Origin of the sequence: Aeromicrobium sp. UC242_57 (assembly GCF_044452305.1) — a bacterium.
Taxonomy (GTDB): Bacteria; Actinomycetota; Actinomycetes; order Propionibacteriales; family Nocardioidaceae; genus Aeromicrobium.
On record NZ_JBIOAM010000002.1, the window covers coordinates 576951 to 588902 of the forward strand.

General features: G+C 67.8%; 11 protein-coding genes and 2 pseudogenes. 4 read left to right on the forward strand and 9 right to left on the reverse strand.

Annotation, left to right across the window (positions count from 1 at the left end):
* Positions 1-20: 20 nt before the first annotated feature.
* Positions 21-1604: an AMP-binding protein gene (locus ACHMWU_RS08335; protein ID WP_396042708.1), complete on the reverse strand. Its 1584-nt coding sequence runs from the start codon at positions 1602-1604 to the stop codon at positions 21-23.
* Between the two features lie 77 nt (positions 1605-1681).
* On the opposite strand from ACHMWU_RS08335, the pseudogene ACHMWU_RS08340 reads away from it, so the two are divergent.
* Positions 1682-2567 (forward strand): annotated as a pseudogene (locus tag ACHMWU_RS08340) (1,4-dihydroxy-2-naphthoate polyprenyltransferase).
* A 1-nt stretch (position 2568) separates the two neighbouring features.
* The gene (locus ACHMWU_RS08345) at positions 2569-3231 is read left to right on the forward strand and encodes a metallophosphoesterase family protein (protein WP_396042710.1); all 663 of its coding nucleotides are present in this window, start codon (positions 2569-2571) and stop codon (positions 3229-3231) included.
* Here ACHMWU_RS08345 and ACHMWU_RS08350 read toward each other — a convergent pair.
* Complete coding sequence (locus ACHMWU_RS08350) at positions 3170-4252, reverse strand: PLP-dependent cysteine synthase family protein (protein WP_396042712.1); 1083 nt, start codon at positions 4250-4252, stop codon at positions 3170-3172. The genes ACHMWU_RS08345 and ACHMWU_RS08350 overlap by 62 nt on opposite strands.
* Positions 4233-4499 (reverse strand): DUF4229 domain-containing protein, encoded by a 267-nt coding sequence (locus tag ACHMWU_RS08355; RefSeq protein WP_396042714.1) that lies wholly within the window; start codon positions 4497-4499, stop codon positions 4233-4235. Before ACHMWU_RS08355 ends, ACHMWU_RS08350 begins: the two co-directional genes overlap by 20 nt.
* Positions 4500-4604: 105 nt before the next feature.
* On the opposite strand from ACHMWU_RS08355, the pseudogene ACHMWU_RS08360 reads away from it, so the two are divergent.
* A pseudogene (locus ACHMWU_RS08360) lies at positions 4605-4724 on the forward strand (PLDc N-terminal domain-containing protein); the annotation flags it as partial.
* A 96-nt stretch (positions 4725-4820) separates the two neighbouring features.
* On the opposite strand, the gene ACHMWU_RS08365 reads toward ACHMWU_RS08360, so the two are convergent.
* Together ACHMWU_RS08365 and ACHMWU_RS08370 are read right to left on the reverse strand one after the other, a co-directional pair.
* Positions 4821-5900 carry an ABC transporter permease gene (locus ACHMWU_RS08365; protein WP_396042716.1) on the reverse strand — a complete coding sequence of 360 codons (1080 nt, stop codon included), beginning with the start codon at positions 5898-5900 and terminating at the stop codon, positions 4821-4823.
* Complete coding sequence (locus ACHMWU_RS08370) at positions 5897-6799, reverse strand: ABC transporter ATP-binding protein (protein ID WP_396042718.1); 903 nt, start codon at positions 6797-6799, stop codon at positions 5897-5899. Before ACHMWU_RS08370 ends, ACHMWU_RS08365 begins: the two co-directional genes overlap by 4 nt.
* A 192-nt stretch (positions 6800-6991) precedes the next feature.
* Here ACHMWU_RS08370 and ACHMWU_RS08375 point away from each other — a divergent pair, with 192 nt between their 5' ends.
* Positions 6992-8101: a type IV toxin-antitoxin system AbiEi family antitoxin domain-containing protein gene (locus ACHMWU_RS08375; protein WP_396042720.1), complete on the forward strand. Its 1110-nt coding sequence runs from the start codon at positions 6992-6994 to the stop codon at positions 8099-8101.
* Here the strand turns inward: ACHMWU_RS08375 and ccsB are convergent.
* From ccsB to ACHMWU_RS08395, 4 genes are read right to left on the reverse strand one after another with little or no spacing between them, the layout of a single operon-like run.
* Entirely contained in the window at positions 8089-9018 is a 930-nt protein-coding gene (gene ccsB / locus ACHMWU_RS08380) for a c-type cytochrome biogenesis protein CcsB (protein WP_396042723.1), read from the reverse strand. The genes ACHMWU_RS08375 and ccsB overlap by 13 nt on opposite strands.
* A complete protein-coding gene (locus ACHMWU_RS08385; protein WP_396042726.1) occupies positions 9015-10568 on the reverse strand; it encodes a cytochrome c biogenesis protein ResB in 1554 nt (517 codons plus the stop codon). The genes ccsB and ACHMWU_RS08385 overlap by 4 nt, the downstream gene beginning before the upstream one ends.
* Before the next feature lie 28 nt (positions 10569-10596).
* Positions 10597-11331, reverse strand: a complete 735-nt coding sequence (locus tag ACHMWU_RS08390; RefSeq protein WP_396042728.1) for a cytochrome c biogenesis CcdA family protein — start codon at positions 11329-11331, stop codon at positions 10597-10599.
* A 25-nt stretch (positions 11332-11356) separates the two neighbouring features.
* Positions 11357-11947 carry a TlpA family protein disulfide reductase gene (locus tag ACHMWU_RS08395; protein WP_396042731.1) on the reverse strand — a complete coding sequence of 197 codons (591 nt, stop codon included), beginning with the start codon at positions 11945-11947 and terminating at the stop codon, positions 11357-11359.
* Positions 11948-11952: the final 5 nt, after the last annotated feature.

An 11952-nucleotide genomic window follows, 5' to 3' on the forward strand; every position in this document is an offset into this window, starting at 1 on the left:
ACCCCCGATACGTCGCTGTGTCACCGCTTCAGGGACTGGCGGTCGATCTTGCCGCCGGGCAGCAGCGGCAGCGCATCGAGGAGCCGGACCTCGCGGGGCGCCCAGGTGCGGGGCAGACCCGACTCCTCGACGGCGTCGCGGACCTCGTCGAGGCGTAGCCCATCGAGGCACACGGCGTCGTCCGGAACCAGGTAGCCCACGACCCGCGCACCCCACTCCGGGTCGTCGACCCCGACGGCCACCGCGTCACGGACACCGTCGAGCTGCCGAAGAGCGGCGGTCACGGCGGGCAGCGAGATGTTGACCCCGCCGCTGATCACGACGTCGTCGCGGCGTCCCGTGATGCGCAGCCGGCCGTCGACCAGCTCACCCAGGTCGGCCGTCAGGAACCAGCCGTCGCGCATGACCGCTGCGGTTGCAGCAGGGTCGGCGTAGCCGTCGAACAGCATCGGCCCCGACAGCAGCACCTGACCCTGCTCGTCGAGGCGCACGCTGACGCCGTCGAGCGGCAGCCCGTCGTAGACGCAGCCTCCGCAGGTCTCGCTCATGCCGTACGTCCGCACGACGTTGACGCCGGGCAACCGGTCGAGCAGGTCCTGCGGGGTCGACGCACCACCGATCAGCAAGGCATCGAGCTCCTCCAGGACGTCGCCCGCGCCGCTCTCGAGCACGCGGTGCACCTGGGTCGGCACGAGCGAGGCATAGCGGCGCTCGCCGGGAATTGCGGCGACCGCCTCGGCCAGGGACGGATGCTCGTCGACGAAGACCGGTTCGAGGCCCGCCAGAGCCGAACGGACCAGCACCTGGAGACCCCCCACACCGGTCACGGGCATGGCCTGGAGCCATCCCCCCGGACCACCCAGTCGGTCGAGGGTCGCGTGGGCAGACGCCAGCATCGCCGCGTGCGACAGCACGACGTCCTTCGGCTTGCCGGTGCTGCCGGACGTCCGGACCACGACCGGGTCACCAGCGTCGCGGACCCACTGCTGCACGAGCGCGAAGACGTCCCGCGGACTGCCAGTCACGGGTCGAAGCGATGCGGTCACTGCGGCTCTCCAGGTTCGGCGGGCAGGTCGAGCGGGCGCTTGAAGTAGACCCACGGGAACCACGACGAGCCGATCCGCTCCCACCCGGAGCTCTCGAGCTCCTTGGCCTTGCGCCCGCCGATCACCGTGCGTGCATGCTCCCACTGAACGGCCGACAGCTGGACGTCGTGGAACAACGGCCCGAAGCGGGATCGAGTGCCATCCGTGACGACCCCAGGCGTTGAGCTGCTCGATCTCGTTGAACGCCGTCAGGCCCACGATCTGCCGGTGCTCTGCCGTGCCGGGGATCGGTTCGGGCCGGCGACCGAAGCGCTGCTGCGCGGCTTGGCGTGACATCCCCAGGGCCGAGCCGATCGCCTCCCAGCTCGCGCCGGCCGCTCGGGCCGACGCCACCGCATCGTGGAGCAGGTCGTTGGTGACCTCCTGCGCACGCCGGGTCAGGACGACCAGATCGAGGTGCGCCTGGGGCTCCTGCTCGAGGCGACGTTCGATCGTCGGATCGGCGCGCGCCACGGCGCGGGCGATGAGATCAGCGAGCTCGGCATCGTCGACAGCCATGGCGTCAACGCTACCTTGACGTCGAAATCGTCGTCAAGCAACGGTTGACATGTCGTCGAGTGGCAGACTGGGCAGCCATGACTGCCTCGCTCACTCCCACCCAGCTCTGGATCGCCGGCGCCCGTCCCCGCACCCTCCCGGCGGCCGTCGCTCCCGTCGTTGCAGGCACCGGGGCCGCAGCATTTCGCCGACTCGGTCGTGTGGTGGAAGGCCCTGCTAGCCCTCGGCGTCTCCCTGGCCCTGCAGATCGGCGTCAACTACGCCAATGACTACTCCGACGGGATCAAGGGCACCGACGACGACCGCGTCGGCCCGCTGCGTCTCGTCGGATCCGGGCTCGTTCCCGCCCGCCAGGTCAAGGCGGCAGCCCTGCTGTTCCTCGGACTCGGCGGAGCACTCGGGTTCGCGCTCGCCGCCACCTCGAGCTGGTGGCTGCTGCTGGTCGGCGCCGCGGCCCTGGGCGCCGCATGGACCTACACCGGCGGGCCGTCGCCCTACGGCTACCGGGCGCTCGGCGAGGTCAGCGTCTTCATCTTCTTTGGGCTCGTCGCGGTGCTCGGCACGGCCTACGTCCAGATCGGCAGCATCACCGCACCAGCGGTCGCGGCCTCGATCGGCATCGGTGCGATCGCCTGCACGATCCTGGTCGCCAACAACCTGCGCGACATCCCCACCGACTCCGTCACCGGCAAGAAGACCCTCGCCGTGATCCTCGGCGACGCCGACACTCGCCGTCTCTTCGGCCTGCTGATGGCACTGGCCATCGCGATGCTCGTCTGGGCCGCGTTCTCGACGCCATGGGCCCTGCTCGGCCTGCTCGCCCTGCCCCTGATCGGACGCGCCGCGAGCGTCGTCGCGTCCGGGGCCCAGGGCATGGCGCTGATCCCCGTGCTGCGCGACACCGGCCTGGCCGAGCTGGTCTATGCCGCCGGTCTGGCTGCGGGTCTGGCCATCGGAGCCTGACGTGCTGCAGGTCGCGGTGCTCTCCGACACCCACGCACCGCGATTCTGGAAGGCCATGCCGCTGGCGGTGGCAGCGCAGCTCACCGACGTCGACCTGATCCTGCACGCCGGGGACGTCTGCCAGCCGCAGGTGCTCGACGAGCTGGCGGCCTTCGCGCCGGTCCACGTCGTCGCCGGCAACAACGACGGCCCCGACGTCGTGGCCTGGGGTGCGCCCGAGGTGCTCGAGCTCGACCTCGACGGCGTCACGGTCGCGATGATCCACGACAGCGGGCCCAAGCAGGGGCGTGCCCGGCGCATGCGTCAGCGGTTCCCGCACGCCGACCTGGTCGTCTTCGGCCACTCGCACATCCCGTGGGACACCGAGCAGGACGGTCAGCGGCTGTTCAACCCCGGCTCACCGACCGACAAACGGCGCCAGCCCCGCGGCGGTAGGCCTCGACGACGGACGCCTGGTCTCAGCCACGATCCACGCCATGACCCCCTAGCTGCGGTTTCCCACGAGGCCTGGGGTTGTTGCCACTGTCCCTGCGTGACAGCGCACGGTGGGTGGCAAGGACGCTCGGTGTGTGGTCGGGCGGGGCCGACGCAGCCGGGGCGGGTCAGGTGGTGGGCAGGATGCCGGTGTGGTCGAACTCGGCCAGGGCTGTCGTGTACGGGGTGATGTCGATGTTCTTGGCCGCCAGCCAGGCGTCGTTGTAGTACGTGTTCTCGTACCGTTCGCCGCCATCACACAGCAGGGTCACGACACTGCCGGTCTGGTTGTCGGCCCGCATGTGGCCGATCAATCCCAGTGCAGCCCACACGTTGGTGCCAGTCGATCCCCCGACCCGGCGACCCAGGATGTTCGAGACCCACCGCATCGTGGCGATCGAGGCCGCATCAGGCACCTGGACCATCTCGTCGACGACCCCACCCACGAACGACGGCTCGACCCGCATCCGGCCGATGCCCTCGATCCGTGACGGCAAACCCGTGGTCACGTCCGAGCTGTCGGTCCGCCACCCGTCGTAGAACGCGGAGTTCTCCGGGTCAGCAACCGCGACACGAGTCGCGAACCGGCGGTACCGCACGAACCGGCCGATCGTGGCCGACGTGCCACCAGTACCGGCACTGACCACGATCCACGTCGGGCAGGGATGCGGCTCGGCGGCCATCTGCTCGAAGATCGACTCGGCGATGTTGTTGTTGCCACGCCAGTCAGTGGCCCGTTCGGCGTAGGTGAACTGATCCATGTAGTGCCCACCACACCCAGCAGCCAGGTCACGGGCCACGTCATACACGGTGCCCGGATCGTCGACCAGGTGACAGCGTCCACCGTAGAACTCGATCAACGCGATCTTCTCGACACTGGTCGAGGCCGGCATCACCGCCACGAACGGCAACCCGATCAACCGGGCAAAGTACGCCTCGCTGACCGCAGTCGAACCACTCGAGGCCTCGATGACCGTCGTAGACGGACCGATCCACCCATTGCACAACGCATACAAGAACAACGACCGAGCCAACCGGTGCTTCAGACTCCCAGTCGGATGGACCGACTCGTCCTTCAGATACAGGTCAACACCCTCGACCGGAATCGGCAACACATGCAGATGCGTGTCAGCACTGCGATTGGCATCAGCATCCACACGACGGATCGCCTCAGCAATCCACGCCCGACTCTCAATCGACGTCTTCGGCACTGCGAGATTCCTCGATCCGCGCGGTCATCCGTTCGGCGCGCTGGTGCACGTTGAGCGCCAGCTTGTTGCGCAGGCCGGCCAGCGCGAAGATCGAGATGATCGACGACAACACCAGCGAGACCAGCAGGACGAAGATGTTGAAGATCTCTGTGCGCTCGAACCAGATCTGTCCGACAGACCACACGACGGTCAGGCACACCAACAAGATCGCGAAGCGCGCCAGCGTGTAGACCCAGAATGCCTTCATGCCCCCAGCCTAATCGGTGCGTCCCGACGTTCAGCCTGCTGGTTGTGCCAGGCCAGATACGGTGGTGCCATGGGCAAGGCAGTTCTGATCGCACTCGGCGTCGTGATGCTGATATTCGCGTTGTTCGACCTGATAGCGACTCCCAAGGCACAGGTCAGGTTGATGCCCAAGCCGGTGTGGCTCGCGATCCTGGTCTTCGTGCCGTTCGCCGGGCCGCTGCTGTGGCTGTTCTGGGGCCACCTGAAGGACGCCCCACCCAAGCCCAAGAACACCGGTTGGACGCCCCCCGCCGGGTCCTCGCGGCCCCGACGACGATCCCGACTACCTGCGCGGGCTCTGAGTCAGTCGTCCCACCGGAACAACCGGCTGGCGATCGCCGTCACGACGATCGCGAACCCCCAGCAGGATCCCCATCGGCACGAGCGCCGCCGACGGGCCCTCACCGCGCACCATGGTGTCGAGCATCCCGTCGTTGAGGTGCTTGAGGGGCAGCACCTTGCTGATGGCGGTGACGTAGCCGGGTGCGCCGTCGAGCGGGAAGAACGACCCCGACAAGAACGCCATCGGCAGCACCACGAAGTTCGCGATCCCGACGGCGGCCTCCTCGCTCTTGGCCACCGCGCCGGCCAACAGGCCGATCGCCATGAACGCGAGCGTCCCGCACACCAGCAGCGGGATGATCATGGGCCACGAGCCGGTCAGCTTGAGGTCGAAGAAGGCCGCACCGACACCGAGGAAGATCGCTGCCTGCACGATGGCGATCGCGATCGATACTGCGATGCGGGCCAGCACGACCGAACGGGTCGGGATGGGGGCGAGGCGGAGCCGGCGCAGCAGCCCGTTGCGACGCCACACGACCAGGTTGGTCGCGGCGCCGAACGTCGCGCCTGACGCGATGGCCCAGCCCATCAGCCCTGGCGTGTAGTACTGGATCGCCGACAGCGAGTCGTCCTCGACCTGGTCGCTGACGACCGTGAACTTCGGCGGCTGCCCCGTGGCCTGGATGTTGGCCGACTGGACGATCGCCTGGAACGTGCCCTGCACCGTTGCGGCCTTGACCTGGTCGGCCTGCGAGTAGCGCACGACGAGCTCGTCGCCGTCCTGCGAGATCACCGCATCTGCATCGCCCTTGCGGACCTGCTCGATCGCATCGGCCCGGTCGGACGACTTGGTGATGTCGAGGCTCTCGGCGACGTAGCCCTTCATGCCGGCCGGCAGCTCGTCGAGGATCGACACCGGGCCGACCTGGATGATCTCGGCCTTCGACGCCCCCTGGTTGGTGAAGATCCCACCGAACAGCACCAAGAACATCAGCGGGAAGATCACGGCGAAGAAGAACGCCATCTTGTCGCGGAAGAAGCCCTTGAGCATCGCCCGGGCCAGGCTGCGAAACGCTCTCATGCGCGGTACTCCCGTCCGGTCAGCTCGAGGAACACGTCCTCGAGCGAGGCTCCCCGGACGCTCAGCCCGTCCAGCGCGTCGCGGTTGGCCAGATCGGTCAGGATGCGCGATGGCTCGCGGGTCGTTATCGTCGTGCCTGAGTCATCGGCCTCGACCGGATCGGCCCCGGCGACTGCTCGGGCCTCGTCGAGCGAGAGCGTGCCCGGCGCGAGGCTGATCCTGACCGGAGCGTCCAGTCCGCGCACCAGCGCTGCGGGGGTGTCGATCTGCAGGATCTTGCCGGCGTCCATGATCGCGACCCGGTCGCACAGCACCTCGGCCTCGTCCATGTAGTGCGTCGTCAGCACGACGGTGCGGCCCGACTCGTTGAGGGTCCGCAGCACGTCCCAGAGGTTGCGGCGGGCCTGCGGGTCGAGCGCGGCCGTCGGCTCGTCGAGGAACACGACCTCCGGGTCGTGGATCAGCGCGCAGGCGATCGAGAGACGTTGCTTCTGGCCTCCCGAGAGGTCTTCGGTGCGGATGTCGGCCTTGTCGACGAGCCCGACCTGTTCGAGCATCTCGTCGGTGCGGCCGGCCGCGACGCCGTACAGCGCTCCGAACGTGTCGAGCTGTTCGCGGGCGGTCAGTCGTTCGAAGAAGGCTGACGACTGGAGCTGGACGCCCATGCGGCGTTGCAGCTCCGGCTCACGGCGCCACGGCTCGTGCTCGCCGATACGGACCGTCCCGGCCATCGGCTTGCGCAGCCCTTCGATCATCTCGAGCGTCGTGGTCTTGCCGGCACCATTAGGCCCCAGGAGTCCGAAGAACTCCCCCGGCGCCACCGTGAAGCTGACCCCGTCAACTGCCCGGACCTCTCCGTACGTCATCTCGAGCCCGTCGACCCTGATCTCATCCCCCATGCCTCGACCCTAACCACCTTCGTCGGTTTCCACGAGACCTCGGCTCTTTGGCACGCACCGCGCGTCACAGCGCTCGGTACGTGGCAGAACGCTTGGTGCGTGCGCCGTCCACATGCGCCGTCGCGGAACTCTCTATCCACAACTGGCCCGAGAGCTCTCCTTCCCCACGAGTGGCAGACGAACGATGAGGGCATGACCTTCGACCACCTGACCGTCACCGGCCGCGGCTATGTCACCCGGGCGCAGTTCCTCTCTCAGGGCTACAACGACCGCGACATCCGCTCGGCCGTGCACGCAAAGCTGCTCCTGCGGCGCCGCCACGGCGTCTACGTCTACGCTGCCGAGTTCAGCCGCCTCAGCACCGAGCAGCAGCACGTCATCGACGTCCGGTCGGTCGCCGACAAGCTGAGAAGCGTGGCCATCAGCCACGAGTCCGCATGCGCCGTCCATGGCATTGCGATGTACGGCGTTGACCTGACGAAGATCCACGTGACGAGACTCGACGGCGCGGCGGGACGCACCGAGTACGGAATCGTCCACCACGTCGGCAAGGTGCTGAAGGACGAAGACCTCGTCGAGGTCGACGGCATGCTGGTGACCCGACCTGCTCGGGCGATGTTCGAGGCCAGCACCCGCCACACCGTGGAGTCAGCGATCGTGACCCTCGACTCAGGCCTGCACCTGGCGCTCACGTCGCTCGACGAGCTCACCGATCTCGGCGCCCTGTGGTGGAACTGGCCGGGGTCGCGACGGGCGCGTTTCGCGACGAGGCTCGCGGACGGACGAGCGGAGTCGCCCGGCGAGTCCCGGTCGCGATTCCTGTTCCGGCGCGAGGGCCTGCCGCAGGCCGATCTTCAGGTGCGGGTCGACGACGAGGATGGTCGGCTGATCGGCTTCAGCGACTTCGGGTGGCTGGAGTACCACCATCTCGGCGAGTTCGACGGAAAAGTCAAGTACGGCGGTATCCCGAGCGATCCCCGCACACCCCAGGACATCGCCTACGCGGAAAAGCGTCGCGAGGACGCCATGCGGGCACAGCAGGCAGGCATGAGCCGTTGGGGGGTGGCACGACCTCAGCGGCATGAAGGCCAAGCAGACCGCAGCCCGGATCGCGTCCGATCTCGAGCGGTCACGCCGGCTCTACACCCGCAACGGCACAGTGATCCCGCTTTCCTGACCCGGGACCGTCCACCTACCCAGCGACCTTGGCACCCACCCCGCGCTGTAACGCCCGGTGCGTGCCAAAGACCCCAGGTCTCGTGGGAAACCGACGGCGCGGGGAGGCGAGGTTACTTGGCGTAAGAGTGCATCCCGCCGACGAAGAGGTTGACGCCCACGAAGTTGAACACGAACGTCGCGAAGCCGATGAGGGCGATGATGGCCGCAGCCTTGCCCTTCCAGCCGGCCGTCGCGCGGGCGTGCAGGTAGCCGGCGTAGACGACCCAGGTGATGAACGCCCAGACCTCCTTGGGGTCCCAGCCCCAGTAGCGGCCCCACGCGTACTGCGCCCAGATGGGCCCGGAGATCAGGGCCGCGAACGTCCAGATCGGGAACGCGAAGGCGTGCACCCGGTAGGCGACCTGGTCGATCTTGGCCGACGACGGGATGCGCCACAGGAAGCCGGTGCGCTCGCCGTCGGGGGTGTTGCGCTCGGCCCGCGACTTGACCAGGTAGAGCACCGAGGCGGCGGCGCCGACCAGGAAGGCCGCACCGGAGATGATCGCGCTGAAGACGTGGATGACGAGCCAGTACGAGTGCAGCGCCGGGACCAGCGGGCCAGCCGGGACGTAGACCATCGCGGAGGCACCCAGCACGACGGTGCCGACACCGGTGATGAACGGTCCGGCCCATTCGATATCCCAGACGCGTTCGAGCAGCAGGTACACCAGCAACGCGGCGAACGTCGCCGCGCAGCCGAACTCGTACATGTTGCCCCACGGCACACGTTCGGCCGCCAGACCACGGGTCAGCAGACCGATGAACAGGATCACCGCGGCGAGGGTCGACAGCGACAGGCCGATCCCGCCGGCCATGTTGCTGCGCTCGACGGGTGCGGACGGCGGCGCCTCACCGCCGCCAGCGGCGACGAGCTCGCGGTCAGGTGCCACGCCGCGCGCGAAACCCCATTGCGCGACGTACGCGACGAAGGCGAGCGCCAGCACGATCGTCGCCGAGGCGACAGCGTAGTTGGAGATCTGTGCGTAGTTCTCGAGCGTCATGCTCTGTCCTCCGTATCGCCGAGCTCGTCCTTGAACTGCTCGAGGAAATTGTCCAGGTCGGCGGGTAGGTCATCGCGGGGCACGCGATCCAGTACGGCGACATCTACCACGGTACGTGAGCCCTCGCGGCGCGACCGAATCCAGGTCCGTCGCGGCTTGATCGTCAGCGATGCCATCAGGCCGAGAAGACCGGCGACGATCCCGATCAGCGGCACCTTGACCAACGGGGCCGAGCTGATCTGGAACCGCGCGAACTGTGCGGTCTCGACGTACTCGATCGTCCCTCCGCCGGGCAGGTCGTCGACCTGGCCGGGGCTCAGGCTGATGCGCACGTTCTTGCCGTCGGCGTCCTTATACTGCTTGAGCTTGGACTTGTCGAGGATGAAGACCGACTGCGGGCTGCCGTCGTCGAGCCCCAGGTCGCCGTGCCAGACGTTGAACGAGACGATCGGGTTGGCGGCCGCGGGATGGACCGAGATCGAGATCCCGTTCTGGTCGGCCGCGGTCGGCAGGAAGAAGCCTTGGAAGCCGAGCTGGTCGGGCTTGGCGTCGGGCAGCTTCAGGACGCCGTTGGACGTGTAGGTCGAGTCGGTCGGCAGGAAGGCCACGGCATCCTCGAACTCGACGTTCCCGTCGGCGTCGGTGATCTTGAGCACCGGCGCGTAGCCCTGACCCACCAGGTAGACCGACGTGCTGCCGATCGTCAGCGGGTGGTTGACCTGGATGTCGAAGTCGTTGTCGGGCTTGCCGGGACCGGTGATGTAGGTGCCTTGGGCACGGAACTCGCGGGGCGCTCCGGCCTGCTGGCTGCCGAAGGGCTGGAAGCGGGCCGTGACCTTGTCGAGCGACAGCGAGAACGGCGGCAGGTCGTCGGCGCTGAACAGTGCGCCTGAGCTGAACTCGTCGTACTGGCTCAGGACGTTGGAGAATCCGTCGCCCTCGGTCACGATGACCGAGCCGCGATAGCCGAACAGGCTGCCGAAGGCGACGCCGACGAGCACGACGACGATGCTGACGTGGAACACCAGGTTGCCGGCTTCGCGCCCGAAGCCCTTCTCGGCACTCAGCTCACGTACACCGTCACGGTCGACGACGTCGACCCGGGACCGGCCCAGCACGCGCTGTGCTGCGGCCATGACCTCGTCGTCGGAGGCCGAGGTCTCGAACGATGCCGATGCCGGCAGCCGGGCGAAGTTGCGCGGGGCCTTGGGCGGCCTGGCCCGCATGGCCCGGAAGTACACGAAGGTGCGCGGCAGGATGCACCCGACCAGGGACACCATCAGCAGCAGGTAGATCGAGCTGAACCACGGTGAGCTGTAGACGCTGAAGAAGCCCAGCTTGTCGAGGATCGGTGCGCTGGTCGGATGGTCGAGGAAGTAGGTCTCGACCGCCCGTGCGTCGACGCCCCGCTGTGGGACGAGCGATCCGGGCACTGCCGCGATCGCGAGCAGCAGCAGCAGGAACAGCGCGGTGCGCATCGACGTCAGCTGGCGCCAGAACCATCGGGTGAACTCACGACGGCCCAGCTCGCTGACCGCATTCTGGCTCATGCGTTGTCCTCATTCAGGTGTGTGACGGTCATATGGCCACCGATCCGGTGCCGAACGAGCCACGCAGGTTGTCGACCATCTGGTCGTACAGGCCGGTCACGAGCAGGACGCCGACAGCGACGAGCATCAGGCCACCGGCGACCGAGATGGCGCGTTGGTGCTGCTTGACCCACGTCATGGCCCGCATGAACCGACCGAAGGCCAGCGCAGCGACGATGAACGGGATGCCGAGTCCGAGGCAGTAGATGAACGACAGCAGGGCGCCACGCGCTGCGGTGCCCTCGCTGTTGGCGAGGGTCAGGACGGTTCCGAGGGTGGGGCTGACGCACGGGATCCAGCCGAGGCCGAACAGCGCCCCGAGCAGCGGGGCGACGCCGAGGCCCACGGCCGGCACTGCGTGGACCTTGATCTCGCGCTGCATCAGCGGGATGAAGCCCATGAACGCCAGGCCCAGCACGATCACGACGACGCCCATGACGATCGAGATCTGTCGCTGGTACTGGAACAGCTCCTGGCCGATCGAGCCGAACAGCATCCCGCCGGAGACGAACACGACGCTGAAGCCGAGCACGAACAGCGACGAGCCGAGCAGCATGCGCCCGCGGTTCGTCGACTCGAGATCTTGGACTCCGACGCCGGTCATGTACGAGAAGTAGCCCGGGAGCAGCGGCAGCACGCACGGCGAGAAGAACGACACGAGTCCCGCGAGCACCGCGATGGGCGCAGCGAGGATGAGACTGCCTGAGCCGACAGTCTCGGTCATCCAGTCGATCACATCGGCCTCATGCTCACGCCGAGCCCGCGATGACGTCGTCGATCAGTCCGGCCAGGGTGGTGGGCGTGACGTTGTCGACGAAGATGCGCACGGCGACCTTGCCATCAGCATCGATGATCCAGGTCGTGGGGATGCCCTGGGCAGGCAGGCTGTCCTTGAAGGCCAGCAGGCTCTTCTGGCTGGGGTCGTCGAGGCTCGGATAGGTGACGCCGTACGTCTCCTCGAACCTCTTGGCCGAGGCGGCGTTGTCGCGCACGTTGACGCCGAGGAACTGCACGCCCTTGTCGGCGTACTGCTCGGAGACCTCTTGCAGAGCGGGTGCCTCCTTGCGGCACGGCACGCACCATGATCCCCACACGTTGACGACCAGCACCTTGCCGTCGAACGACTCCGACGACAGCTCCTTGCCGTCGAGGTCGACTCCTTCGATGACCGGCGCGTCCTTGCGGTCGGCCTGAGCGACCTTGGTGATGCCGCCGGTCGGGCTGACGAAGCCGCTGGTGGAACCGCCGGTGCCGGTCTCGCCCGAGCAGGCGGCCAGCAGCGCCAGCACACCTGCTGCGGCGGCAAGGCGCAGCGTCCGACCGCGGGTCGTGAACATCATCTGCG

Coding starts and splice junctions, on each gene's coding strand:
- ACHMWU_RS08335 (WP_396042708.1), bottom strand. CDS start 1,604: ATGGCTGTCGACGATGCCGAGCTCGCTGATCTCATCGCCCGCGCCGTG.
- ACHMWU_RS08355 (WP_396042714.1), bottom strand. CDS start 4,499: ATGAAGGCATTCTGGGTCTACACGCTGGCGCGCTTCGCGATCTTGTTG.
- ACHMWU_RS08365 (WP_396042716.1), bottom strand. CDS start 5,900: ATGAGAGCGTTTCGCAGCCTGGCCCGGGCGATGCTCAAGGGCTTCTTC.
- ACHMWU_RS08370 (WP_396042718.1), bottom strand. CDS start 6,799: ATGGGGGATGAGATCAGGGTCGACGGGCTCGAGATGACGTACGGAGAG.
- ACHMWU_RS08375 (WP_396042720.1), top strand. CDS start 6,992: ATGACCTTCGACCACCTGACCGTCACCGGCCGCGGCTATGTCACCCGG.
- ccsB (WP_396042723.1), bottom strand. CDS start 9,018: ATGACGCTCGAGAACTACGCACAGATCTCCAACTACGCTGTCGCCTCG.
- ACHMWU_RS08385 (WP_396042726.1), bottom strand. CDS start 10,568: ATGAGCCAGAATGCGGTCAGCGAGCTGGGCCGTCGTGAGTTCACCCGA.
- ACHMWU_RS08390 (WP_396042728.1), bottom strand. CDS start 11,331: ATGACCGAGACTGTCGGCTCAGGCAGTCTCATCCTCGCTGCGCCCATC.
- ACHMWU_RS08395 (WP_396042731.1), bottom strand. CDS start 11,947: ATGATGTTCACGACCCGCGGTCGGACGCTGCGCCTTGCCGCCGCAGCA.